This is a genomic window from Streptomyces sp. MUM 2J, assembly GCF_022414535.1.
Lineage (GTDB): Bacteria > Actinomycetota > Actinomycetes > Streptomycetales > Streptomycetaceae > Streptomyces.
In genome coordinates this window covers 258,382-282,035 of the sequence record NZ_JADWYM010000001.1, presented here as the reverse complement: position 1 = coordinate 282,035, position 23,654 = coordinate 258,382, and the positions used below count along the sequence as shown (strand labels likewise).

21 protein-coding genes are annotated in these 23,654 nt (G+C 71.3%); 3 read left to right on the top strand and 18 right to left on the bottom strand.

The window, feature by feature from the left end; translation table 11 throughout:
• The first annotated feature begins 281 nt into the window (after positions 1–281).
• Positions 282–605 (top strand): transposase family protein, encoded by a 324-nt coding sequence (locus I3F54_RS01110; protein WP_240116592.1) that lies wholly within the window; start codon positions 282–284, stop codon positions 603–605.
• A gap of 715 nt (positions 606–1,320) precedes the next feature.
• On the top strand, positions 1,321–2,019 hold the full coding sequence (locus I3F54_RS01105; RefSeq protein WP_240116591.1) for a hypothetical protein: 699 nt from the start codon (positions 1,321–1,323) through the stop codon (positions 2,017–2,019).
• Between the two features lie 8 nt (positions 2,020–2,027).
• Here the strand turns inward: I3F54_RS01105 and I3F54_RS01100 are convergent, their stop codons facing one another.
• Genes I3F54_RS01100 through I3F54_RS01090 form a run of 3 tightly spaced genes read right to left on the bottom strand, consistent with a single transcriptional unit; the run spans position 2,028 to position 2,993 of the window.
• Entirely contained in the window at positions 2,028–2,267 is a 240-nt protein-coding gene (locus tag I3F54_RS01100) for a hypothetical protein (RefSeq protein ID WP_240116590.1), read from the bottom strand.
• Positions 2,268–2,285: 18 nt separating this feature from the next.
• On the bottom strand, positions 2,286–2,807 hold the full coding sequence (locus I3F54_RS01095; RefSeq protein ID WP_240116588.1) for a hypothetical protein: 522 nt from the start codon (positions 2,805–2,807) through the stop codon (positions 2,286–2,288).
• Positions 2,808–2,843: 36 nt separating this feature from the next.
• The gene (locus I3F54_RS01090; RefSeq protein ID WP_240116587.1) at positions 2,844–2,993 is read right to left on the bottom strand and encodes a hypothetical protein; all 150 of its coding nucleotides are present in this window, start codon (positions 2,991–2,993) and stop codon (positions 2,844–2,846) included.
• 1,007 nt (positions 2,994–4,000) lie between these two features.
• On the opposite strand from I3F54_RS01090, the gene I3F54_RS01085 reads away from it, so the two are divergent.
• Positions 4,001–4,693: a phosphatase PAP2 family protein gene (locus I3F54_RS01085; RefSeq protein WP_240116586.1), complete on the top strand. Its 693-nt coding sequence runs from the start codon at positions 4,001–4,003 to the stop codon at positions 4,691–4,693.
• Between the two features lie 7 nt (positions 4,694–4,700).
• On the opposite strand, the gene I3F54_RS01080 is transcribed toward I3F54_RS01085, so the two are convergent.
• The 15 genes from I3F54_RS01080 to I3F54_RS01010 all read right to left on the bottom strand — a co-directional run bounded on the left by I3F54_RS01080 (position 4,701) and on the right by I3F54_RS01010 (position 23,641).
• The gene (locus tag I3F54_RS01080) at positions 4,701–6,074 is read right to left on the bottom strand and encodes a glutamate-1-semialdehyde 2,1-aminomutase (RefSeq protein ID WP_308372972.1); all 1,374 of its coding nucleotides are present in this window, start codon (positions 6,072–6,074) and stop codon (positions 4,701–4,703) included.
• 7 nt (positions 6,075–6,081) lie between these two features.
• Positions 6,082–6,633 (bottom strand): dTDP-4-dehydrorhamnose 3,5-epimerase, encoded by a 552-nt coding sequence (rfbC, locus tag I3F54_RS01075; RefSeq protein ID WP_240116584.1) that lies wholly within the window; start codon positions 6,631–6,633, stop codon positions 6,082–6,084.
• On the bottom strand, positions 6,630–7,868 hold the full coding sequence (locus I3F54_RS01070; protein WP_240116583.1) for a polysaccharide pyruvyl transferase family protein: 1,239 nt from the start codon (positions 7,866–7,868) through the stop codon (positions 6,630–6,632). The genes rfbC and I3F54_RS01070 overlap by 4 nt, the downstream gene beginning before the upstream one ends.
• Positions 7,865–8,812, bottom strand: coding sequence for a glycosyltransferase family 2 protein (locus I3F54_RS01065; RefSeq protein WP_240116582.1), 948 nt, complete (start codon positions 8,810–8,812; stop codon positions 7,865–7,867). The genes I3F54_RS01070 and I3F54_RS01065 overlap by 4 nt, the downstream gene beginning before the upstream one ends.
• Positions 8,809–10,122 (bottom strand): hypothetical protein, encoded by a 1,314-nt coding sequence (locus tag I3F54_RS01060; protein WP_240116581.1) that lies wholly within the window; start codon positions 10,120–10,122, stop codon positions 8,809–8,811. Before I3F54_RS01060 ends, I3F54_RS01065 begins: the two co-directional genes overlap by 4 nt.
• Positions 10,119–11,468 carry a DUF4910 domain-containing protein gene (locus I3F54_RS01055; protein ID WP_240116580.1) on the bottom strand — a complete coding sequence of 450 codons (1,350 nt, stop codon included), beginning with the start codon at positions 11,466–11,468 and terminating at the stop codon, positions 10,119–10,121. The genes I3F54_RS01060 and I3F54_RS01055 overlap by 4 nt, the downstream gene beginning before the upstream one ends.
• A complete protein-coding gene (locus tag I3F54_RS01050; protein WP_240116579.1) occupies positions 11,465–12,490 on the bottom strand; it encodes an NAD(P)-dependent oxidoreductase in 1,026 nt (341 codons plus the stop codon). Before I3F54_RS01050 ends, I3F54_RS01055 begins: the two co-directional genes overlap by 4 nt.
• Positions 12,491–12,493: 3 nt before the next feature.
• Positions 12,494–13,141, bottom strand: a complete 648-nt coding sequence (locus I3F54_RS01045; RefSeq protein ID WP_240116578.1) for a PIG-L deacetylase family protein — start codon at positions 13,139–13,141, stop codon at positions 12,494–12,496.
• On the bottom strand, positions 13,138–13,965 hold the full coding sequence (locus tag I3F54_RS01040; RefSeq protein ID WP_240116577.1) for a glucose-1-phosphate cytidylyltransferase: 828 nt from the start codon (positions 13,963–13,965) through the stop codon (positions 13,138–13,140). The genes I3F54_RS01045 and I3F54_RS01040 overlap by 4 nt, the downstream gene beginning before the upstream one ends.
• Positions 13,962–15,263 (bottom strand): class I SAM-dependent methyltransferase, encoded by a 1,302-nt coding sequence (locus tag I3F54_RS01035; protein ID WP_240116576.1) that lies wholly within the window; start codon positions 15,261–15,263, stop codon positions 13,962–13,964. The genes I3F54_RS01040 and I3F54_RS01035 overlap by 4 nt, the downstream gene beginning before the upstream one ends.
• Positions 15,260–16,534: a glycosyltransferase gene (locus tag I3F54_RS01030; RefSeq protein ID WP_240116574.1), complete on the bottom strand. Its 1,275-nt coding sequence runs from the start codon at positions 16,532–16,534 to the stop codon at positions 15,260–15,262. Before I3F54_RS01030 ends, I3F54_RS01035 begins: the two co-directional genes overlap by 4 nt.
• A gap of 2 nt (positions 16,535–16,536) precedes the next feature.
• Complete coding sequence (locus I3F54_RS01025) at positions 16,537–17,769, bottom strand: O-antigen ligase domain-containing protein (protein WP_240116573.1); 1,233 nt, start codon at positions 17,767–17,769, stop codon at positions 16,537–16,539.
• 1 nt (position 17,770) lies between these two features.
• Complete coding sequence (locus I3F54_RS01020; protein ID WP_240116568.1) at positions 17,771–19,291, bottom strand: right-handed parallel beta-helix repeat-containing protein; 1,521 nt, start codon at positions 19,289–19,291, stop codon at positions 17,771–17,773.
• 208 nt (positions 19,292–19,499) lie between these two features.
• Positions 19,500–21,452: an alginate lyase family protein gene (locus I3F54_RS01015; protein WP_240116567.1), complete on the bottom strand. Its 1,953-nt coding sequence runs from the start codon at positions 21,450–21,452 to the stop codon at positions 19,500–19,502.
• Complete coding sequence (locus I3F54_RS01010; protein ID WP_240116566.1) at positions 21,449–23,641, bottom strand: bi-domain-containing oxidoreductase; 2,193 nt, start codon at positions 23,639–23,641, stop codon at positions 21,449–21,451. The genes I3F54_RS01015 and I3F54_RS01010 overlap by 4 nt, the downstream gene beginning before the upstream one ends.
• Positions 23,642–23,654: the final 13 nt, after the last annotated feature.

Sequence of the window (23,654 nt, the reverse complement as noted above, 5' to 3'; positions counted from 1 at the left end):
TGCACGGATGCGATGTGGAGGCATCCCGGTACGCGGCGCAGGGCGGGAACGCACCACTTCCGAGAGCGACTGAACTCCACTACGCAGGGCTCCGGCGTAGTTGCTTGACTTCCGGTTCGTGATGATCTGCTCGCTCGGTGGGGTCCCGGGAACGTGACAGGCACGGCTTCCAAGATCATGGAGTTCTCGGCGTCCCGTGATCCGGGTGGAAGACCGTGCCCGCCGACGCGTCATCCCCGATCCCGCCTGCCTTTGACCGACTCCGCCGTCATCCCGGGGTCGTGCCCGAGGAGGTCCCGGGCCTGCCGGAGCGGCTGAGCGAGGTGCCCGATCCGCGAGATCCGCGCGGCGTGCGGCACGCTCTGGTGGTCGTGCTCGCGCTGACCGCGTGCGCGGTGCTGGCCGGAGTGACCTCCTTGCTCGCGGTCGGCGAGTGGATCGCTGATGCCCCGCCGCATCTCCTGGAACACCTCGGCATACGCCCCGAGATGGCGGCCCTCGTTGTGGTGTACGGGATCAGCGGCTGGTTGTGCGCGGACGTCTGTCCGGGGCGCACTTCGACGGGTGAGTCCCGCTCCCTGAACAGGAGGCGGGCCACCGCGTAACTCTCCGTGGTGAACAGCCTGTTCAACCACGAGGAGTACACGATGGCCCTGTCCCAGTCTGAGCTGATACGGCTGCACCTGAACGAGCGGCAGCGGCGTAGCCGGGTTCCAGGGACCAGCCGTCGCCGACCCAGTTGGCCTGGTTGTTCGTGGCGGCTGTGCGTCCGTCGAGTGCCTGCGAGTTGTATTTCCAGGAGAAGGCAGCGCTGGAGCCGCCTGCTGTGTCGTCTCAGTCTCAAAGATCAGTAGACGCAACGGTGTTGATCAAGGCGCACCGCCCTGGAAAACGCGGACATGACGAGAATTTCGGGACCGCGGGGCGAGAACTTGAATTTAGAATCAGTAAACTGTGAGGAAGCTGTGAATGGGTTAGATCTCTCAACTCTTCCTCAACTGCCTTGCATGCAAGAGAAGTTGGGGTCTACGTTGAATGCACGCCAAAGGCTTCGGCCTCGACGGATCGCATCGGTCTCACGTATCTGATCGCAGAAGGGGACGTCGATACCACATTGCGCGACAGTTGATCGAGAGCGCCCAATCCTTGCTCTCGCAGTGCAGTGCAGCGAATCCTTCGAAAATCAGCGAACAGCTTCCATGGATTCCTCTGGACCTGGCGTGTCACCCGATCAAGTGCTCGCATTCAATCGGGTAGCAGTCATGCGTCCAGATGTCGCCAATGGACGCTCTGCCACATTCCGAAAAGAAGGGTAGTCCCATGATCCGACTCCGGCGTCTCGCCGTCCCCGCCGTTACGGCTGCTTTTTCGGGCGTACTGGCCCTGCAAGCAGTTCCAGCAGAAGCAGCAACCGTGCCTGTCAGTACGATCGACGCCCTCGATTCACCCGTTGGCTCTGCAGACGCGCTGAATGACTGCATAGAGCAGCACCTGAACTGGATGGCCCTGCCGCCTGCTTGGAAGATCTCGGGCACCGACTGTGCCGTCACATGGGAAAAGACCAGCATGACCAACGGCTATACGTCTCCGCACGCCGTCGGGGACAAAGTGGTGAACCTCAACCCCACTTCTGCGCGCCAGGCCATCACCTGGTCTGACACAACGACCACGACTGACACCTACACTACTTCCGTCAGCGCGAAGACGACCCTCTTCAATGCGGTGGACATCACGCTGACCGAAACATATGGTCACAGCTATTCCAAGTCCAACACCGTATCGGAAACCAATACGATGGAAATCTTGCCCTGCTATTGGGGGCAGTGGGTACGCCAGGCGCCCACCCTGGAATTCGGTGGGGCGACGACCCTCTCCTACAAGTTGGGCGGCGTTGCCACCAAGAGCCAGGTTGTGATCAACAACAGCAACGTCACCATGCCGGACCCCGACGGAGTTGGCGTCCTGACTTCGAGCGGAGGTGCACTGGAAGGCGACGACGCCGCCAATTGCGTTTCCTAGCCTCGATCCTACGTGACGGTCCGCTGGTTCTTCGGCGGGCCGTTGCGGCTGTTCAGGCTGGTGGTGACCAGGCTGATGGCCCGGCTGTCGCGTCGGGTGGGCGCCGGGTTCCACGGCTCCGGTCGGGTGGTGCTGCTTGCAGGGGCGGGAACGTGCTGGTCAGCCGGGGTTCGGGAGAGCTTCGAGCCGTGCCAGCGCGCCCCGGCCGAGTGGGTATTTGGCGTGATCGTCAAGTTGTGTGGGGCCACGCGACGAATCCGGGCTTCTCAGACGGCGCTCTTCCACTTCTTGAACGCCTTGATGACGTCGCCGTTCCGAATCGTGCTGACGGATTCGTCCCAGCGGGAGATCAGCGATTCCCCCAGGAACTCAAGATCCAGCCGGGTGTTCGGGCGCGCGACGAGGGCCCAGGTGGCCGCTGCGGCATGACCTTGCTCTTCCATGACCCGGGTTACCGTGGATTCGACCGTCCGCTTGTCGCCGCCGCGCAGCCCGAAGCTCGCCCAGACCGACATCGTGATGTGGTCATATGAAACCATCATGTTAAGGAATGCCAGTGGGCCGTTGTTGAGCTTCTTGAACCCGTACGGGCGGAGCGCGCCGGTGGGCACCCACCCGTTCCCCGTGCGGAGCGCATCGATATGGGGTGTCAACTGATCTCTGCCGACGCCGATGAAGTCCAGGAAGTGCTCACCGACATCGGGAACGCGCGTCCTGACATGGTCGGCGATCTCGACGTGGCCCGGCTCTTCAAGGTTGAGCGATTCTCTCGATCCGAACAGTCCCATGAAAGTGCTCCCTGCTGCGGCTCTCGGTGACGACCCCTACCTGAGAAGGTTCCTGACCCGGTTCCCCATCGTTCCCGCCTGCTGGGCGAGACGCCTGAGCATGTCGATTTCCTGCTTCGACAGCGCGTTGAGGCCCTGGATCTCCGCTTTCAGAATGACTTTTTCGTACTGCTCCTTCGTCGCCACGCGCATCACCGTTCTGTAGGTCCCGTCCGGTCGTACAGGCGACAGCGGCTGCCCGGTGCGGCCTGGCCGCCTCTCCTTGCGCCCGTCAGCGTGGCAGGCTCGACGGTGCTCGTCCAGTCACCCAAATGGCTGAGGTCGGCCATGCGGATGTCACCGGTTCCATCGTGTCGCAGCCTTGCCGGTCCGCTGAACAGCCGACGTGCCATCGGTTCCTGTCGTGTCACGCCGATCGGCATGAGGAGGGTGGAGTGCGGCGAGTCGGTGTTGATGAGCCGATCCCGGATTCGTGGAGTTCCTGATGTGCCCCGACTTCCGTAGAGTCGCTCGCTTGGTTTCAGGCTGCTCGTGTTGTACGGAGTTCGTACTCGGTCGGGGTGAGCATGCCGAGCACTGAGTGTCGGTGCCGGCGGTTGTGGAGGAGCTGGCGCGTTCGGTGAAGGCCCAGGAGGCGAATTGCACTGCGTGGTCGGAGTGGACGGCGCCAAGGAGTGTCGTCGAGGCCGAGATCGTGATGTGTCGTGGATGACGCCACCGGACTCTCCGACGGCGGTGTGCCGGGACCGCATTGTTGGTTAGGGTGGCAAGGAGAGACTGATCGCGGTGCCCTTGGCCAGGGTGCGGGCAGGTCGGCGCCTCGGGGTTGCACGGGCTGATGGCTCCCGCGCGGGCCGTGCCGTACACGAGGGGGCCTCGTTGGTGGGGGCCGGCAGAAACCGGAGGTCACGCCGGCCGGTGTCGGTGGCCCTGGGGCGCTCGGCCGGAGCAGGCCGGGAGGGGAGGCCCGGAACCGACGATGCCGCGCACGGTGGACACGAAGGGCACCGACAGCAGGCTCCGGGCACTCTTCGGGAGGGCCGGGAGCAGGGGAGACGGGAAGCCGCTGATCCATGACTGCCCACCAGTCGGACGGAGGGGCGCACGCGCACCCTGCCTCGACGGAGCAAGATCGGGAACATCGTCCACCGACCGCGGTACAGCACCGTGGGGCGGCCGGCAGCGGCGGGCGTGTGACCGGCCGGCCGGCGCCCGCGGTGCTGCCCCCGTCCCTGCGCGTGTGGCTCGGGCTGAATGCGGCCCTCGCCGCGCTGGTGGTCGTCGTGCTCGGGGTCCTGTATGCCGACGACAGCCGGCCCGGCAGGGTGGACGCGCGGATCTCGGCGGTGGTGGACGGTCCGGGGCCGACATGGAGGCACGTCGCTCTGGCCCTGGACTTCCTGGGGGAGCCCGCGGGAGCGGCGGCGCTGGTCGTGGTCGCCGTGACGGGCTGCCTGCTGCTTCGGCGCCCTCGCGCCGCTGTGCTCGTCGTCGCCGGTGCCGGCACGGCGGTGGGGACGGCGACGCTGCTCAAGACCCTGGTGGGACGCACCATCCACGACGGGAGTCTGTCCTACCCGAGCGGGCACACCGCCTTCGCCACCGCGCTCGCCCTCGTGGTGGCGCTGCTCGTGACCGGCCGGCTGGGCCTCGGCGGGACGGCCGGCGGGTCGCTCGTGCTCGCCGCGGCGCTGGTGGCCGGCGCCGCCATGGGCTGGGCGCAGGTGGCCCTGGGGGCGCACTACCCGACCGACGTCCTGGGCGGTTGGTGCACCGCGCTGGCGGTGACACCGGCGACCGCGTGGCTGGTCGACCGGCTGGCCGACCGGCTGGCCGACCAGCCGGCCGATCGGCCGGCCGACGCCGGTCGGCGGGAGCCCCGCTGACGTCAGGTCACGCCAGGCGGCGGAACACGGGCTTCACCGGTCGTCCGCCCAGCCAAGGGGTGGGGTCGGCGGCGTCCAGTGCCTTCCGGTAGACCGCACACGCCTGGGCCACCACGTCGACGGTGCGGTCGATGTCGGCTTCGCCGAGTGCGCTGCTCACCACGAACGACGGGGCCAGCACTCCGCCCGCGAGGAGCCGGCGCAGGAACAGGGTGCGGTACTGCTGCGACGGCTGCCGGTTCTCGTCGAGGGTGGCGAAGACCAGGTTGCTGGCCCGGCCCCGGACGATGACGTGGTCGCCGACGCCCATGCCGTCCGCGGCTTCGCGGACACCGGCGGCCAACCGCTCGCCGAGGGCGTGCAGCCGCGCGGTGACGCCCTCTTCGGCGTAGGTGGTGAGCACGGCCATCATCGCTGCCAGGGAGTGCGTTTCCGCTCCGTGTGTGGTGGACAGCAGGAACACCCGGTCGCCGGAGTGACGCAGTCCGCCCTGTTCCATCAGTTCGCGGCGCCCGGCCAGCGCGGAGACGGCGAACCCGTTGCCCAGCGCCTTGCCGAACGTCGAGAGGTCGGGGACGACGCCGTACAGGCCCTGGGCGCCCGCCTCGGACCAGCGGAAGCCGGTGATCATCTCGTCGAAGATCAGTACGCAGCCGTGCCGGTGGGCCAGCTCGCGCAGGCCGGCGAGGTACGCGGACGTGGGGTCTTTCCTGCTCGAACCGAGTTCGGAGCCCGGGGAAGGGGCGGTGTGGGTGGCGGGTTCGAGGATCAGGCAGGCGACCTCGTCCCGGTACCGGGTGAGCAGCTCCTCCGTGGCGGCCAGGTCCCCGTAGGGGAACGCCACGGTGAGCTCGCGGGTCGCTGCCGGAACACCGGCGGACATCGGCGTGGTGCCGATGAACCAGTCGTCGACGGAGAAGAACGGATGGTCGGCGCAGACGGCCACCCGCGGGCGGCCGGTGGCGGCGCGGGCCAGGCGCACCGCGGCGGTGGTGGCGTCGGAGCCGTTCTTCGCGAACTTCACCATCTCGGCGGTCGGCACCGTGGCCAGGAAGCGTTCCGCGGCGTCGATCTCCACGACGGACGGCCGGACGAAGTTGCTGCCGCGGTCGAGTTCCCGTCGCACTGCCTCGGTCACGCGGGGGTGGGCGTGGCCGAGGCTGACCGACCGCAGGCCGGAGCCGTACTCGATGTAGCGGTTGCCGTCGACGTCCCAGACGTGGGCACCGTGGCCGTGGCTGATGACCGGGGCCAGGTCCTCGGGATACTGGTCGTCGCCCTTGGCGTAGGTGTGCGCGCCCCCGGGGATCATGGCGTGCAGCCGCTCGTTCGCCCTCCGAGACCGGGGCAGGAGGAGCTCTTCGGTGGCTTTGGCGTCCACGCCGTCCTCAACTCTCGTTTCGCTGCAGGACCTCGGCGAGGCTCGGCGCCTCCCGGTCCCGCTGGGACATCGATGTGACCGGCAGCGGCCAGGGAACGGCCAGCTCAGGGTCGTCGAAGGCGATCGTCACGTCCTCGGCCGGATCGTGCGGGCGGTCGATCCGGTACGAGACGTCGGCGGTCTCGGTCAGAGCCTGGAAGCCGTGCGCGCATCCCGCCGGGACGTGCAGGGTCACCTGTGTCTCGTCGGACAGCTCGAAGAAGGCCCGGTTGCGGTATGTCGGCGAGTCCGTCCGCAGGTCCACGACGACGTCGAAGATCCTCCCGTACGAGCACCGCACCAGCTTGGCCTCGCCGGCGCCGGAGCGCAGGTGAAGACCGCGCAGCACGCCCCGGACCGAGCGGGACACGCTGTCCTGGACGAAGGCGTCCGGGTCGAGTCCCACCGAGCGGACCACGTCGGCGTCGAAGGTGCGGCAGAAGAAGCCGCGCTCGTCGGTGTACGGCGTGGGCTCGAACAGGTACGCGCCGGCGATCGCCGGGACATCGAGCGCTTTCATGGAGCCTCCCGCAGGGCATGGGTGTGGGTGTGGTCGGCCGCCGGGAAGAGGGCCGCGGTCAAGGCGCTGAACTGGTGCTCCAGGCGCCGGGCGGCGACCAGGTTCCGCTCGGTGAGGGTCCGCCGCACCTCCGCCGATCGCTTCTCCAGCGCCCGGAACTGCTCCAGCAGCCGGTCGGCGTCGACCTCGCGCGCCGGGTGGCAGTACGCGTCCAGCCCCATCCGGGCCATGAGCGCGTCGCTCTTCGCCGCATAGCTGAGCGCGAGCGTCGGCGTGCCGACCTTCAGCGCGCAGACCAGGTTGTGGTAGCGGGTCGCCACCACGGTGTCGGCGGCCGCCGCCTCCTTCATCAGGTCGGCCAGCGAGGCCGCCCCGGAGGCGGTGACCAGCGGCGAGTCCACCGCGTCGAGGATCGCGGCGACCACCGGCCCGTCGCATTCGTCGCCGGTGAGCAGCCGGACCGTCCTGCCGTCCTCGACGAGTGTGCGGACGAAGCGGATCGTCCCGTCGAGATAGCGCCGGTGGATCTCCTCGGCCCGGGCACGGTCGTCGTTGCCGCCGTGGAAGGCCATGACACCGACGCAGACCGGGCCCTGCGGACCCGAGGGCGCGCTCGCCGGCGGCGCCGGCAGGGCGAAGGCGAGGTCCGGGTAGATCTCGTCCCGCGCCGTGTCCACGCCCATCTCCCGCATCGCGTCGCGGGACAGGGCGTCCCGGTACGACCGGTAGGTGGCCAGCCGCGCCGACCAGCGCACCAGGGTCCGGGTCGGCCGGCTGCCGATCGCGGCGGCGCCGACGCTGACCAGCGCGACCCGGGTGCCGAACAGCCGGCCGGCCGCGCAGAGCAGGAACAGTGAGTACGGGAAGCCCCACGGCCGCAGCGGCAGCGTGGCCTCCAGCACGCCCATCCCCGGCACGATCACCACGTCGTGCCGGCGCACCCAGGCAGCGGTGCGGGCGGCGTCGACGAGTTTGCCCAGCCCCTTGGCCGCCATCGCGCCCACCCTGGACGCCGTCCGGTACTCCCCGCGGTACCAGTGCAGCCGTGTCGCGGGGATCCGGTACCGGGTCGTGACGACCTCGGGTCCGCCGCACAGCGCGTCCACGACCGCCTCCGGGTGCTCGGCGCGGAGGTAGCCGAGCACGGCCTCCAGTGACCCGTCGTTGCCGAGGTTGCCGGAGCCGAGCAGGCCGAACACCCCGACGCGCACCGGGGTTCCGTCCTCGGACGTCATGCCCGCCTCCCCTCACGGCCGGCGACGAGGGCGTCGACGGAGACGCGGTGCAGGGCCGGGTCGACCGGGGCGCGGTCCTCGACCCGCTCGCCGGCGCCCGGCCGGACCCGGCTGGTCATCCACGCGGCCAGGTGGCGGTGGCAGGCGCGCCGGTCCGCGGGGGACAACGGTGCCCGCCGGATCGCCGAGACGAAGCCCCAGACGTACTCGGCGAGCAGCCGGGGCGTCGGGTGCAGCAGGCCGGCCCGGCGCGGGTCCAGGTTGACGCACCGGGAGCGCTTGCCGGGGTTCGCCCGCTCGGCGCGGGTGGGGTGGTCGCGGCGGAAGTACAGCAGCTCCGGCACCTGGTGGAAGGGCCCGTGCAGGGTGATCTCGGCGACGAACGTGCGGTCCGCGTGGTGGTAGCTGTCGTGCGGCTTCACCCGGCGCAGCACGTCGGCCCGCATCACCCCGTAGAAGTCGTCGCCGCCGGGCTCGAACAGCAGGCTGCGGAAGCGCTCCGGGGCGTGCGGCGAGTCGGTGGCGAGCCCGTACGCGTACGGGACCTTCACCTGGCTGTCGCCGTCGATGACCGCCTGGCCGCTGTGCGCGAGGATCACGTCCGGCCGCTCGTCCAGTGCCTCGACGCAGCGCCGCAGCAGGTCCCGGGCGTACAGGTCGTCGTGCGAGGCCCACTTGAACAGCTCGCCGCGGCACTCGGTGAACACGTAGTTGTGGTTCGGCGCGGCGCCGATGTTCCGGGGCAGCCGGAGGTACCGGATGCGCGAGTCCCGCGCAGCGTACCGGCGGCAGATGTCCTGGGTCCCGTCGGTCGAGGCGTTGTCCGAGATGACCAGCTCGAAGTCCTCGTAGGTCTGGCCGAGCAGGGCGTCGAGCGACTCGGCGAGGTACTCCTCGCCGTTGTACACGGGCAGGCCGATGCTCAGCCGGGGCTGGGTGGTCATGACGTCCTCACTTCACTGATCGGGTTCTGGTGGCGCTCGCGCAGGGCGGAGCGCAACTGCAGCCACCACACGGCCGAGCTGCCGACGGTCGCGGCGGCGACGCCCCAGGCCGAGCCGACCGTGCCGGCCACGGCTGCCCCGCCGAGCCCGCCGGCGACGTAACAGGCGGAGGCGAAGAGCTGGCTGCGCAGGCTGCGCCGGGCCGCGGCGAGTGCGCGCAGCCCGGCCGCCGCGCCGGTGCCGAGGCCGGCGCCGGCCACGCCGAGCGTGGCCGGCACGATGAGTCCGGAGGCGGAGTGCCAGACGTCCCCGAGCACGAACTCGCCGGCGCGGTCCGGCATCAGCAGCAGCGACGCGCCCCAGAGCAGCGCCGCGGCTGCCTGGCCGCCGCCCAGCAGGAGACAGAACGGGCCCAGCCGGTGCGGGGCCCGCCGCAGCACCCGTGCCGCCTCCGCGACGGTGACCAGCGACAGCCCCATCAGCACGGCGAGGAACGGGCCGAGCAGGAGCTCGGCGCCCCGGACGGCGCCCACCGCGCCGACCCCGGCGATCGCCCCGAGCCCGTACGCCCGCAGCTGGCTCGCGCCGCTGGTGCTGACGTTCTCGACCAGGTACCGGTAGCCGAGGTCGCGGTGCTCGCGAAGCCACTCGCGCACTCCGCTCACGCGGGGCCGGATCCCGGACTGGAAGCAGCCGTAGACCGCGGCCACCGCGGCGGACGCGCCCCAGGCCAGCACGAAAGCGGGCACGCTGCCCACGCGGGCCGCCAGCACCATGGCCGGGACGAGCGCCACGCCCCACACGAGGTCGTTGACGAACGCCTTCCGGCCGGTGCCGGCGGCGAAGAACGAGTACCGCCAGGCGTCCTGCAGCAGCAGCCCCGGCAGCATGACGCCAAGGCAGGCGAACGCGGGCCCCACACGGCCGCCGAGAGCCGGCCCGGCCACCAGACACGCCGCGCCGATGGCGGCACCGACGCCGAGCGCGGTACCCGACGACCGCGCCACCGCCCCGCGCCAGGAGGCGTCCGAGACGCCGCTGAAGCGCACCACGAGCGGGTCGGTGGCCAGCCCGCGGGAGACGCTGAGCACCACGCCGTAGGTCACCCAGGCCAGGCTGAACACGCCGAACGCGGCCAGCCCGAGCGAGCGGGCCACGTAGATCCCCACCGCGAAGTTGGTCATGCTGGAGGCCGCCTGGTCCGCCAGCCCCCAGGACAGCCGGCCGACGACGGCCCGCTTGGCGCTCCGCCGGGCGGTTCCGGCCGGCGCCGCCGGCGCCTTCTCCCCCTCGGTGGTCATCGGCGTCATGCCTTGATCAGTCCGGCGCCCTCCAGGGCGCCGGCCGCGGTGGCGACGGTGTCGAACGGCAGCCCGGACCGCTCGGCGACGTCCAGCAGACCGTGCTCGCCGTCGGAGAGGCTGAGCACCCAGAGCATCGCCATCTGGGCCTGCTTCGCGTCGCTGCGGCCGCCGAGCGAGTCGTACAACCCGCGCCGGCCCAGCTGTGGTTCGCCGTAGGGGCTGAGGTTGACGTACCGCCGGTTGCGGTCCAGCACGGTGAATGCCTCGCGGCACAGGGCGAGCGTGTCCTCCATCGCCTCCGGCCGGACGAAGTCCAGGTTGTCCGCCGAGGTGTGGTACTCGGGGTAGCCGGCGTACGGGGTCCGGCTGAGCGAGCCCACGCCGAGATCGAACCCGGGCGAGCAGAACTGCCGCTCGTCGTAGCCGTACGGAGTGAACTCGGTGACGTGGTGCGGGCGCTCGGAGGCGAGCAGGACGTGCCGCATCACCCGGTCGATCTCCGCGTCGCCACGCCTGCTCTGCTTGTACGTCAGCCGGCCCGGGTCGCCGGCGCAGGCCAGCACCAGTCCGTGCCTGACCCTCCCCCCGGCTCCCGGTTCCTCCCCCTCGCTCGGCGTCGTGCGCGCGGGGGGACCCCCACGAGCGGGGGATGCCCCGGTCACCCGCTCCGCGTTGCGGGCCAGCCAGGTGATCGCCCCGATCGTGCCGGGCGCGAACAGGAACCGGTAGGTGTACCACGGTGTCTGCTCCGCCAGCGCCCGGGCCAGGAACGTCGCCACCGCGATGCCGGCCAGGTTGTCGTTGGCCAGCGACGGGTGGCAGACGTGACAGGAGACGATCACCTCGTCGGTGACCTGCCCGGGGACCACGTGCTCGGCGTAGGTGAGGTGGCCGTCGGCGAGGGTGGAGTCGATGCACACCTCGTACTCGCCGTCCGGCATGGCGTCCAAGGTCTCCTGGGCCAGGCAGAAGCCCCATTCCGGCTTGTAGTAACTGGTGCGGTACGGCACCCAGGCCGGGTGGTCCGGCAGGGTGTGCAGGTGCCCTCGCAGTTCGGCCAGCGGCATGGTCGCCGACACCGGCACGCTGTAGCCGAGCACGTGCAGGCTGGACGCGGCGAAGTCGACGACCCGGTTGCCGGCGGTGTCGGCGATGTACGCGTCCCGGATGTTCCACTCCTGCGGCACCGTCCAGTCGAGCACCCGGGTCCCGGTCGGTACCTCGTGCACCTGCAGCGGGACGTACTCGCCGACGATCTCCAGGGTGGCCCGCACCCCGTCGCCGGTGATGCTCCGGCACAGCGGGTACAACCGCTCCACCAGCGCGTACATCTCCTCGCCGGCCGCGCTCATCGGCGCCGCCGCAGGGTGTCGTCGACGGTGCCGGCGTCGGACGCCGCGCGCAGCACGGCCAGCCGGGTGAAGCGCCGCTCGAAGTCGTCCCGGGTCAGCCCGTGTTTCCGGTAGGCGTCGGCGAGTTCGAGCGCGCCCTGCTTCACCGTCCACTCGCAGTCGAAGCCGGGCACCGCGGCGCGGAACCGGGAGAAGTCCACCCGGTAGGACCGCGGATCGGCACCCGTCTCCCCGGTGATCACCACCCGCGAGCCGGTGACCGCCTCGGCGACCTGCTCGGCGATCTCGGCGACCGTGACGTTGTTGGTCTCGCTGCCGATGTTGAACGCCCGGTCGTGCACCGCTTCCCGCGGCGCGACCAGCGCGGCCGCGAAGGCCCGCGCGATGTCGGCGGCGTGCACCAGCGGGCGCCAGGGGGTGCCGTCGGAGAGCACCAGCACCTCACCGGAGAGGAGGGCGTGGCCCACCAGGTTGTTCAGCACGATGTCGGCGCGCAGCCGGGGCGAGTAGCCGAAGGCGGTGGCGTTGCGCATGAACACCGGGCTGAAGTCGCCGTCGGCGAGCGCGTGCAGGCCGTCCTCCACCCGCACCTTGGACTCCGCGTACGGCGTCACCGGGCGCAGCGGGGCGTCCTCGGCCACCAGGTCGTCCCCGCCGGCGGCGCCGTAGACCGAGCAGGTCGACGCGTACAGGAAGCGCCGCACTCCGGCGTCGCGGGCCAGCCGGGCCAGCCGCACGGACGCGTGGTGGTTGATGTCGTAGGTGAGCTCCGGCGCCAGCGCTCCCAGCGGGTCGTTGGACAGGGCGGCCAGATGCACCACGGCGTCCACCCCGGCCACGTGTTCGGCCGTGACGTCGCGCAGGTCCACCCGCGTCCCCGGCGGGTCCGCGGGCGGCGGGCCCAGCACGCAGTCGGCGAACAGGCCGGCGTCCAGCCCGACGACCTCGTGCCCGGCGGCCGCGAGGACGGGTGCCATCACGGTGCCCAGGTAGCCCTGGTGCCCGGTCAGCAGTACGCGCAAGGTTCATTCCCCCAGATCGAGAGTGAGTTTGGTGACGGCGAACGCCTCGGCGTAGCGCGCGTGGCTTTCGATGCCGCGGATCCGGGCCAGCCCGAGGAAGGCTTCCCGGTCGTACCAGGGCCGGTGCCGTTGCGAGGGGTAGTGCTCCTGCAGCAGCCGCACCTTGCGTTCGGCGACCTCCGGCGACAGCGGCTGGTACGCCGTCGGACGGCCGAGGTCGCCGTCCCACTTGACGATCTCGTAGCCGAGTACGAGGTGGTCGCGGAACGCGGTGGGTATGAGCTGCGCCAGGCCGCGGTGATCCTGGTGCGCGTCATCGGTGCGCGGGGCCAGCACGAGATCCGGTTCGGTCTGCCCGCGCAGCTCCTCGACCGCGGCCTTGGCCTCCTCCCAGTGCGCCGGCAGCCGGCCGTCCGGCAGCTTGAGCACGGTCAGCCGCAGGTCGGCACCCGGGCAGAAGGCGGCAAGCGCGGCCCGCTCCTCCTGCTCCCGCTCGCTGCCACCGCCGGAGAGCACCAGCGCGTCGACGCGGACACCCGGCCGCGCCAGGCACAGCGTCAGCAGCGTGCCACCGGCGCCGATGGCGATGTCGTCGCAGTGCGCGCCCACCGCGACGATCCGGTCCGGGCGCCCGGCCCCGAGCCGGATCACGCCCCTGCTCCGGAGCCGAACCCGCCACCGGTCGCGCCCGCCGGCACGCCGTCCCGTTCCCACACGGCCCACGGGCGGTCGCCCCGGGAATAGGCCTCGTCGAGAGCGGCCCGCTCCTTCACGGTGTCGGTCGGCTTCCAGAAGCCGCGGTGCTGGTGCGCCACCAGCCGTCCGCGCTTGGCCAGCTGGGTGCATCCGTCGGCGACCAGGTCGCCGTTCTCCGGGATGTGGTCGAAGACCTCCTGGCGGAGCACGAAGTAGCCACCGTTCTCCCACAGCGGCAGTTCGCTCACCGCGGTGATGCCCCCCACCAGGCCGTCATCGCCCAGGTCCACGCAGTGGAACGAGGACTGCGGCGGCACCACCAGCATCGACGCACCGGCGTCGCGCCGGGCGAACCGGTCGATCATCTCCGGCAGGGGGGCATCGGTCAGCACGTCGGCGTAGTTGGCGAGGAACATCTCGTCGCCGTCCAGGTGGTGCCGGACCCGGCGCAGTCGCTCCCCGATCGGTGACTCGATGCCCGTCTGCACGAACGTGATCGTCCAGGAGGCGATGTCGGTGGACAGCAGCTCGGTCTGCCCGCCCCGCAGCACGAAGTCGTTGGACGTGGTCTCCTCGTAGTTGAGGAAGAAGTCCTTGATGTGGTGGGCCCCGTACCCCAGACACAGGATGAACTCCGTGTGCCCGTAGTACGCGTAGTAGCGCATGACGTGCCAGATCAGTGGTCGCGGGCCGACCATCGCCATCGGCTTGGGCACGTCGTCGGAGGTTCCGTTGCGCATGCGCAGCCCGTAGCCGCCGCAGAACAGTACGACCTTCATGACTTGACCTCGACAATGCTCAGTTCCGGTATGGGAAAGACCAGCCGGCCGCCCCAGTCGTGCACGAAGGCCAACTGCTCGACCAGCTCGGCCCGCAGGTTCCACGGGAGGACGAGGACGTAGTCCGGCCTGTCGGCGGCTATCCGCTCGGGTGGCAGGATCGGGATGCGGGTGCCCGGCGTGAACCTGCCGTGCTTGTAGGGGTTGCGGTCGACCGTGTAGGGGAGCAGGTCGGGCCGGATGCCGCAGTGGTTGAGCAGGGTGTTGCCCTTGCCCGGGGCGCCGTAGCCGACGACCGTCTCGCCGCGGTCGGCCGCCTCGATGAGGAACCGCAGCAGGTCCCGGCGCACCTTGGCCACCCGGGCGGAGAACTCGGTGTACCCGGACAGCTCCTGCAGCCCGGCGGCCTTCTCCCGGTCCAGCACGTCGGCCACCCTTCCCCACGCTCCCGGCTCATCCCCCTGCCTTCGGCCGGGAGGGGCTTCCGGAGCAGGGGACAGCCCATGGGCCGGCTCGCCGGCGACCTCGGTCGGACGCGCCCACAGCCGGATGGAGCCGCCGTGCGTGGGCAGCAGTTCGACGTCCACGAGCGCGAGTCCGCCGCTCGCCAGCGCCCGGGCCGCGGACGCGACCGTGTAGTACTGGAAGTGCTCGTGGTAGATCGTGTCGTACTGGTTCTCCTCGATCAGGGTCAGCAGGTGCTGCACCTCGATGGAGACCCAGCCGTCGTCGGCGACCAGGGCGCGCAGCCCCCGGGTGAACCCGACCACGTCGGGGATGTGCGCGTACACGTTGTTGGCCACGACCAGGTCCGCCGGGCCGTGCTCGGCGCGGACGCCGGCGCCGACGTCCGGGTCCAGGAACTCGGTGAGCGTGGGCACACCCGCGTCCCGCGCCGCGGCGCCGACGTTCACCGAGGGCTCGATGCCGAGGCAGCGGATCCCGCGGTCCACCATGTGCTTCAGCAGGTACCCGTCGTTGCTCGCGACCTCGACCACGAAGGCGTCGGTGCCGAGGTCCAGCCGCTGCACGGCGTCGGCGACGAACGTGCGTGCGTGCTCCACCCAGGAGGTCGAGTAGGAGGAGAAGTACGCGTACTGCGTGAACGTCTCCTCCGGCGTGATCAGCGGAGGGATCTGTGCGAGCCAGCAGTCCGTGCAGACCCGCAGGTGCAGCGGGTACGTCGGCTCCGGCCGGTCGAGTTGGTCCGCGGCGAGAAAGCTCTCACAGGGCGGGGTCGCCCCAAGATCGACGACGCTCTCCAGCGCCGCCGAGCCGCAGAGTCGGCATCGTGTCATCTACTGCCCCCATCCCGCTCGCGCGGCTGCTCCCGCCACGAGCCAGTGTGTGTGTCCCCTACCGGCGGCAGGGGGTCCCCGCCGCCGGACCGACCCGCGATCGCGGTGCGGTACCCGTCCACCAGGCGCTCCAGCCCGACGTCCGGGCTGAAGTCCTGCTCGTAGCGGCGCCGGGCCGCCTGGCCCATCGCCCGGTTGCCGGCCGGCTCGGCCGTGATCCGGCGCAGGCAGGACGCCAGCGAGGCGGACTCGCCCGGCTGGTGCAACAGCCCGGTCACCCCGTCCTCGACCAGTTCCACGAAGGCGCCGTGACCGGCGGCGACGGCCGGGACCCCCGCCGCCATCGCCTCCACGGCCACCAGGCCGAACGCCTCCAGCCAGGTGGAGGGAGCCACCACGGCGACCGACCGCGCGATGGCCTGCCGGCACTGCGCCGGGTCGTACAGGCCGACGTACCGCACGTCGTCCCGGCCCGCCGCCCAGGCGGACACCTCTCGCTCCAGCGGCCCCGCGCCGGCGATCACCAGCGGCACGCCCACACCGCCGCCGGCGGTGATCTCGTCCCATGCGGCCATGAGCAGGCGCACGCCCTTGGCCTCCGCGAGCCGGCCGAGGTAGAGCAGGTGCTCGCCGGCGCCCGCTCGACGGACGCCCGGCTCGGGCACGAAGTTGTGCTTCACCGCCAGCCGCTCGGCCGGCATGCCCGCCCGCACCAGGACGTGGCGCTGCGCCGCGGAGATGCAGAAGAACCGCTCCACGCCGGACCACCACCGCCGCCGGTTGACCGACAGGCTGACCGCGAGCGGCACCGTCGCCAGCCGGGAGTTCCGGTAGCAGCCGTGCCGGACGGCGGGCAGCGGCGAGGACCCGACGCACTCGGTACACGGCCGGCCGTCCCGCTGCAGCGTGCCGGGCGGGCAGACCTGCGTGTAGTTGTGCAGCGTGGCGACGGCGGGCACGCCGGCGTCGGCGCAGGCGGCCAGCACCGCCGGTGACAGGAGCGGGAAGACGTTGTGGACGTGCACCACGTCCGGTCGCTCGGTGCGGAGCCGGGCGGCGAGTTCCGCGCGGACCCCCGGGTTCCACGGAACCAGCAGCGGTACCGCGGCCTTGCCCGGCAGGGACCGGGCGGCGATGTCGTCGCTGCGCCGCTCGAACAGCTCGACCCGGTGGCCGGCTCCGCGCAGCAGCGCCACCTCCTGGTCGACGACCTTGTTCTCGCCGCTCGGCTGTGCCGAGGCGTAGCGGTTGTGCACCACGAGGACGTGCATGCTCAGGTCACCTCCGATCTGCGGGCCCATCGTGGGGCGCGTCGTCGAGGAACGTGGGGTGTCGCGAGGGGGCCGGCCGTGGCAGGTGCCGCCAGCAGCGAGGCGGCCACGGCCAGATGCAGCAGGTACGGCGACGCGTCGCCCAGCCCGGCCTCGGTGTACGACGCGATCGCGCAGTAGCTGATCAGGAAGATCGCGCAGGCCCGCTGCAGTGACGGTGGACGCAGCAGCGCGACACCGCCGAGCACGATGATGATCGCCGCAACCAGGGCGACGCCGGTCATGCCCTGCTCGTTGTAGACGGCCAGCCAGCTGTTGTCGATCGGCAGCCCGCCGAAGGACTTGTCGCCCAGGCCCGCGCCGAACAGGTATTCCGGGGTCGTCCGGGGTGCCGCCAGCAGGGCGTCCCAGACCTTGGCCCGACCGGTGAGGCTGCTGAAGTTCTCCTGGCTCTGCCCGCGCAGGAACCACGCCTGCAGCGCGGAGCCGAACCCCACCGCCGCCACGGCGGCGGTGAGCACCGCCCAGGTGAAGAACCGGCGGGCGGCGGCGCTGGTCAGCAGGAGCGAGCCGATCGCCAACGACAGCCCGACGAGCAGGCCGATCGTGGCCGTCCGGGTATGGGTCAGCGCGAGCAGGACGAGGGCCGGCACGATGACCAGAGCCGCGCTGCCCCCGTTGGTCCGGCGTCCCAGGAGGAGCAGCACGGCAAGCCCGATGATCACTGCCGCGTACTGTCCGATCTGCGGTGGGGTGAGCGGCCACAACGCGCCGACCAGCCGCCCGCCGTAGAGGTCGGGCATGGCGGCACCCGGTGAGATGATCGCGCCGGCGGCCACCGACCCGAGGACCACGAAGTACAGCCGGATGTGGTGCCGGACGAACGTCAGGCCGCCGTCCCACCAGCGGCTGAGCAGCCACAGCGTGCCGATGAAGAGAGCCAGCCGGACGCAGCGGAACAGCGCGCCGAACCCGGACTCCAGGTTCACGCTGGAGATCACGCTGGGCACCAGCAGCAGGGTGAGCAGGAAGACGTAGGCGTTGGGCCGGACGCGCAGCCGCGGATTGACCGCGAGCGCCAGCGCGAACGCGGCGACCAGCGCGCCCATCGTGGCCATCTGGATGAGGGAGCGGGGCAGCGGGACGATGGTCTTCGCGCCGGCGGAGCCGAGCGTGTTGAGGATCAGCAGCCCCCAGGCCGCTCCGACGATCTTCGGCGTGTGGTCCGTGGCCATCTCAACCACCGCCCCGTGCCCGGAAGGTGCTGCCCGCGTCCTGCTGGTACGGCGTGCCCTGCCACTGCCCGGAGTCCAGTGTCCGGCTCGGGTCCTGGGCGACGAACGTCCATGGTCCGATGTAGACGTTGTCGTGCCAGCGGTTGTGCTGCTTGCGGGTGATGGCCTCGGCCACCCGCTCGCCCTGGTACGGCGACCAGTCCGGATAGGTGCCGTAGTTGGCCAGCACCGCCATGCGGTCGCACTTCACGGTGCAGTCGACGACGGACTTGTCCAGCACGAAGCGGTTGTCATGGATGTCCACCCGCTGGGTCTTCCACCGGCAGTCGGCGTAGAGCGGTGCGGTGGCGATCGCCGGCTGTGCGCAGCGGGCGGTGTTCTTCACCAGCAACGTGCAGGTGCCGGAGGAGGTGTTGGCCGGGCTGTTGCAGAACCGGTCGGCGTTCTCCCACAGGGTGATTCCGGACCAGTTGTTCTCCAGCACGTTCCGGTAGATCTCGATCTTGTCCGTGCGGGCCCTTATCCGTGGTTCGCCGCCGGACTCGGACACGTAGACGGTGGCGAACGGGAAGTTGTCGCCGAGTTCGGCGTGCCTGCGGCCCTCGACCCAGTTGTTCCGCCGGATCGTGTTCCTCCGGATGACCGCGTTGTAGCTGGCCTCGTAGATCAGCGCGGCACCGTCGTTGGCATCGAGCACGTTGTCCTCGATGCGGAAGTCGTTGTTGTTGGTGTCCGCCCACAACCCCGGGCCATGGTTGTCGTGCACCCAGTTGCCCCGTACGTCGGCGCCGTCCACGGCCCAGAACTTGACGCCTCCGGCGCAGCCGCAGCCCGGCTGCCGCCGCTCCCAGTTGTCCCTGTTGTTGCCCACGATCTCGTTGCCCTCGACCACCAGGCCGCTGATGACGCCGGAGGCCTTGTACGCGTTCATGCCGTACTGGCCGTTGGCGCGCAGGCAGCTGTCGCGGACCTGCTGGCGGGCACCTGCCATCAGCCCGGCGCCGGAGTTGTTCTGGATCGTCGCGTGCTCGATCACCCACCCGTCGGCCGAGTCGTGGTTGACCACGCCCTCGTTGTGCGGGGCGACGAAACCCTGCACGGTCAGGTAGCGGATGGTGACGTCGCGGGCGGTGCCACCGAACGCGTACTGGTTGCTCTTCCGGCCGTCGAGCACCGCGCCCGGCGCACCGAGGTAGGTGTCCCCTTCCTTGGGGATGACCTGGGCGTAGCGGTCCGGTTCGAGCCTGTGCGTGCCCGGTCGAAGCCAGAACGTGGTGTTCGGGGGGCTGTTCCTGGTCTTCGCGGCCAGGTCACCGGCCACTGCCGGGTCGACCGTCACCGCGCCCGCCGGCGCCTTCGTCGGCCCGGCCGGGGGCTCGGCGCACGCCCGGGCCACGGACGTGGGCGGCGCGACGGTCGGCTTCGGCCGGGCGTCCTGGGTGCTGTCACAGCCGGTCGCCGCCGTCAGGGCCAGCGCCAGCAGGACCGCCGGCAACGCCCCGTGCCGCCACTTGATCCCCACACGTCCTCCCCCGGGGAGCCCTCGACGGATCTCCGCGGCGGCGCGACGTCCGGCACGCTCCCCGACCGCCCCGAGGACGTGGGAGGCGCCCCCACGCGCCGTGCCGGACGGAAGCCCGAGTACGCCCGGTACGCGGACTTCCGGCCGGCACGACGAGGGAACGCACCGGACGCTGCTCCTTCCTCCACGGAGATCCATCAGAAGCCCCCTAGCCGCGGAACCCGAGTACGGTGGTGAACCCCTCCACGCCGTCGGCAAAGCCGGCGCCGACCAGCGTCGTGGCGGGTTCCTTGCGCCCGAAGCCGGCGGAGTACCAGCCCAGCGGCGGGTCGCTCTCGCCTCGATGCGCCCGCCAGGTCAGCTGCTCGGGCAGGTCGAGCGCCGCGGAGCGGTCCTCGCCGTCCCGGGTCCAGGTGAGCACCGCCCGGCTCCCCACGAGGTCCACGGAGATCGCCGGGCCGAGGTGGAACGCCAGGCGCACGGCCCGGCGCGGGCCACGCACCTCGTCGACCACCCTCAGCTCCCGGCTCGCGGCCGCCAGCTCCACCCGGCGGCGGTGCACGGTGCCCTGGTAGCCGTCGTGCTCGGCGCACCAGCGGGTCGTCCCCCCGCCGGAGGCGCCGGACGTGTCCGCGACCAGGACGCGGCTGCGGGCGTGCCGGGTCCACAGGAACGGGCCGCCGGAGACGGACTGGTCACCGCCCTCCACCTGCAGGGTGTTGTGGCCGAGGGTCGACCGGAAGTACTGCCGCCACTCGGGCTGCCCGTGGTAGCAGAACGTCCCCGGGTCGGCGAGCACGTCGACCCCGTCGTGCCGGACCTCCACGGCCAGCGCGTCCGCGTGGGCATGCGCGGCGATGGACAGGAATCCGTGCGGACCGCCGTCGCAGCGGCACCAGATCTCGCCCGGACCCCGCAGGAGGGTCATGCCCGCGTCGGCGAAATGGGCCGGCCGGCCCGCCGGGCGGGACACGGCCGGTGCCGTGGGCCGGATCAGCGAGGCCAGCAGCGGGGTGCGCACATCGGTGCCGGTCACCGCCGGCCACCAGGCGAGCCGACCGAACACGGCGTCCCCGGTGGCCAGCAGCGAGGCCCAGCGGTCGGTGCCCGCGCCGTCCACGACGAGACCGTGCCCGTCGTCCGCGTCCCCCTGGCGCGGCGGCCGCAGCCGGTTGTCCACGACGGCCGCGAGCGCGTCGGTCATCCGCAGCAGCACCAGCCGGACCGACGCCGGGACCGGCACGCCGGCGGTGTCCGCCTCGGCCACCGCGGCCAGACCGAGCTCCAGCACCAGTCCGTGGTACTCGGTGGCCAGTTCGCGGTTGAGGCCCGAGGCGAAGGTGTTGCTCCGCAGATGCCGCTCCAGCGACCGCAGCGCGTCGGCTCGCCAACGCGCCGAGGAGGGGAACCATCCGAACGCGCAGGCCGCGGCGAACTGCCCGGCGGCCTCGGCGATGACGTGGTTGTTCGCCGAGGACCCCCGGCTGGGAAAGGCGGCCAGCCAGCGCTGGTGGTGCCAGATCTGGTGGAGTGCCGCCGGGTTGTCCTCGAACAGCCCGGCCACGCCCGGCCAGCCGTCGAGCAGCCGGCGGATCCACACCCAGGACAGCAGCCGGATCCCCAGCTCGATGCCGCTGGTCCAGTGCACTCCGCGCAGCGGCGCGTTCGCCGTCCACCACGACCGCAGGTGCTCGGCCACTCGCTCGGCGTACCGTTCGTCCCCGGTGATCGCGTAGGCGGCGGCGAGCACGGTGAGGTACTGATGCCGGGACGGCTCCCAGATCTGCTTGATGTCCCCGACCACGTCCTCGTTCCGGTACGGCACGTCGAAGGCGTAGCCCCACGGAGCCCGGCGCCCGGTCTTCGGGTCGTACCACCAGTCCGGGTCGGCCAGGTCGTCGCGGTCCACCCCGAAGAACTCGGCGTGCCCGGCCATCAGCCGATCCGCCGTGGCGACGAGACGTTTGGCGGCGTCCGGTGGCACGGCGGCGATCGCCCCTGTGGGCAGGACCGCGGTGAACCGGGCGCCGGTCACGCTCGGGCAGGCCGGCCGTGCCGACCGCCACCGCCGCCTGCGCACCGCGTCGCCCACCCGGCCGCCGACCTCCCGCGGTCCCATCCGGGACAGCCGCCGCAGGTACCAGCCCGCGCTCATGGTCATCGCGCCGTCGCCAGCGTCACCGGCGCGCCGCCGGCCAGGCCGGACTGCACGGCGAGGGTGGCCGCCGTGGTGGTGGCCAGCGACTCCAGCGGTATCGGCATCGGCCCGCCGGTCCGCACGGCCTTGACGAACGAGGCCAGCTCGGCGGACTGGCCCTTGTCCCGGGCCTTGGGAAGCCGGGAACTGACCCATCGCCTGCGGCGGCCGTCGTAGACGGTGGCACGGACGAAGTCGTCGAGCCGCAGCGCGCGGCCGTCGGCGACCAGGTCCAGCGTCTCCTTGGGGAAGCCGGCCGGGCCGGTGGTGACGTAGCTGATGGTGGCGGTGGACCCGTCCGGGTAGCGCAGCACGACCTGGAGGTCCTCGTTGCCGGGTGTGGTGAGCGCGTACACCGAGATCGGGTCGGCATCGAGCAGCCAGCTCGCCGTGTCGACGAAGTGCCCGCCCTCGCCGGCGAACCGCGAGCCCTCGGTGCCTTGCTGGAGGTACCAGCTGCCGTGCTCCAGCCGGCCCGCGTTGACCAGGTAGCGGAGGCTCGCCGGCCCGGTCCGGGCGCCGAACCGCTTCCTGGCCTCCTGCAGCAGCGGCGCGAACCGGCGGTTGAAGCCGACCTGCAGCCGGTCGTTGCCGGACTCCTCCACCGCCGCGAGCACGCCGGCCAGTTCGTCCTCGGAGAGCGCCAGCGGCTTCTCCACGAACACCGCCTTGCCGGCCAGCAGCGCCTTCCGGGTCAGCTCGGCGTGCGAACTGTGGCGGGTGACCACGAACACCGCGTCGACGGACGGGTCGCCCAGCACGGCGTCGAGATCGGTGGTCGCCTTCGCGAATCCGAACTTCCGCTTGGCGTTGGCCGCGGACAGCGCCGTCGTGGTGACGACGGTGGACAACTCGACGCCGTCGCGCTGTGTCAGGTGCGGCAGCAGCATCGACGTCGCGTAGTTCCCCGCGCCGACGAACGCCATCCGCACCGGCGTCCTGGCGGGCCGGGCGGGGGCGGACGCCCCGGTGCCGCGTGGCACCGCGGGCACGGCCACCGCCGGGGCGGCCGCCTCCGTCTCCCCCGCGCCTTCGGGGTACCGGAACAACACCGCCACGGCCTTCAGAGCGCCGTCCTTCAGACTCTGGTACGTCTCGACGGCGTCGTCGAAGTCGGCCACGTGGGACACCAGGGGCTCCACGTCGACGCGTCCGCGGGCGGCGAGGTCGAGGAAGCACGCCAGGTTGCGGCGCTCGGTCCAGCGCACATAGCCGATCGGGTAGTCCCGTCCCTCGAGTTCGTACTCCGGGTCGTAGCGCCCGGGGCCGTAACTGCGGGAGAACCGGACGTCGAGCTCCTTCTCGTAGTACGCGTTCCACGGCAGGTCCAGGCGGCACTTGCCGATGTCGACGACCCGGCCGCGGTCCCGGCTCAACTTGGCGGCCAGCTCGACGGGCTGGTTGCTGCCGCCGCCGGCGGCCAGGTACACCTGGTCCACGCCGTGACCGCCGGTGAGTTCGGCGACGGCGGTCTCCACGGCCGCGGACGCGGGATCGCCGCAGGCCGCCGCGCCCAGGCGCTCGGCGAGTCCGCAGCGCAATGGGTCGGGGTCGGCCCCGACGACGCGGACCCCCGAAGCCGCCAGCAACTGCACCACCAACTGCCCGATCAGCCCGAGGCCGATGACCAGCGCCACGTCCCCGAGCTGTGCCTCGCCGCGGCGGACGCCCTGCAACGCGATCGACCCGACGGTTCCGAAGGCCGCGTGCCGCGGTGCGAGACCGTCCGGCACCCGGGCGTAGAGGTTCTTCGGCACCCAGTTCAGCTCGGCGTGCAGCGCGTGCTCGTTGCCGGCGCAGGCCACGAGGTCGCCGACCTTCACATCGTCGATCCCGGTGCCGACCTGCTCGACCACCCCGCACAGCGAGTAGCCCAACGGCGTGTAGGAGTCCAGCTTGCCCATCACCTTGCGGTAGGTGGCGGGCACCCCGTTGGTGGCCACGCTCTGCACGACCTTGGCCACCTGGTCCGGCCGGGAGCGCGCCTTGCCCAGCATCGACATGCCGGCCTCGGACACCTTCATGAGCTCGGTTCCGGTGGAGATCAGCGAGTAGGCGCTCCGGACCAGCACTCCGCCCGGCTTGCACCCCGGCTCCGGCACGTCAAGCAGCGCCAGCTCGCCACTCTTGTAGTTCTGAACGACCTGTTTCACCCGAAGTCCTCTT

What these genes read in the sequence shown, in the direction of transcription:
- I3F54_RS01105 (WP_240116591.1), top strand. Translation starts at nt 1,321, where the DNA reads ATGATCCGACTCCGGCGTCTCGCCGTCCCCGCCGTTACGGCTGCTTTT.
- I3F54_RS01095 (WP_240116588.1), bottom strand. Translation starts at nt 2,807, where the DNA reads ATGGGACTGTTCGGATCGAGAGAATCGCTCAACCTTGAAGAGCCGGGC.
- rfbC (WP_240116584.1), bottom strand. Translation starts at nt 6,633, where the DNA reads ATGAAAGCGCTCGATGTCCCGGCGATCGCCGGCGCGTACCTGTTCGAG.
- I3F54_RS01070 (WP_240116583.1), bottom strand. Translation starts at nt 7,868, where the DNA reads ATGACGTCCGAGGACGGAACCCCGGTGCGCGTCGGGGTGTTCGGCCTG.
- I3F54_RS01065 (WP_240116582.1), bottom strand. Translation starts at nt 8,812, where the DNA reads ATGACCACCCAGCCCCGGCTGAGCATCGGCCTGCCCGTGTACAACGGC.
- I3F54_RS01060 (WP_240116581.1), bottom strand. Translation starts at nt 10,122, where the DNA reads ATGACGCCGATGACCACCGAGGGGGAGAAGGCGCCGGCGGCGCCGGCC.
- I3F54_RS01055 (WP_240116580.1), bottom strand. Translation starts at nt 11,468, where the DNA reads ATGAGCGCGGCCGGCGAGGAGATGTACGCGCTGGTGGAGCGGTTGTAC.
- I3F54_RS01040 (WP_240116577.1), bottom strand. Translation starts at nt 13,965, where the DNA reads ATGAAGGTCGTACTGTTCTGCGGCGGCTACGGGCTGCGCATGCGCAAC.
- I3F54_RS01035 (WP_240116576.1), bottom strand. Translation starts at nt 15,263, where the DNA reads ATGACACGATGCCGACTCTGCGGCTCGGCGGCGCTGGAGAGCGTCGTC.
- I3F54_RS01030 (WP_240116574.1), bottom strand. Translation starts at nt 16,534, where the DNA reads ATGCACGTCCTCGTGGTGCACAACCGCTACGCCTCGGCACAGCCGAGC.
- I3F54_RS01025 (WP_240116573.1), bottom strand. Translation starts at nt 17,769, where the DNA reads ATGGCCACGGACCACACGCCGAAGATCGTCGGAGCGGCCTGGGGGCTG.
- I3F54_RS01015 (WP_240116567.1), bottom strand. Translation starts at nt 21,452, where the DNA reads ATGACCATGAGCGCGGGCTGGTACCTGCGGCGGCTGTCCCGGATGGGA.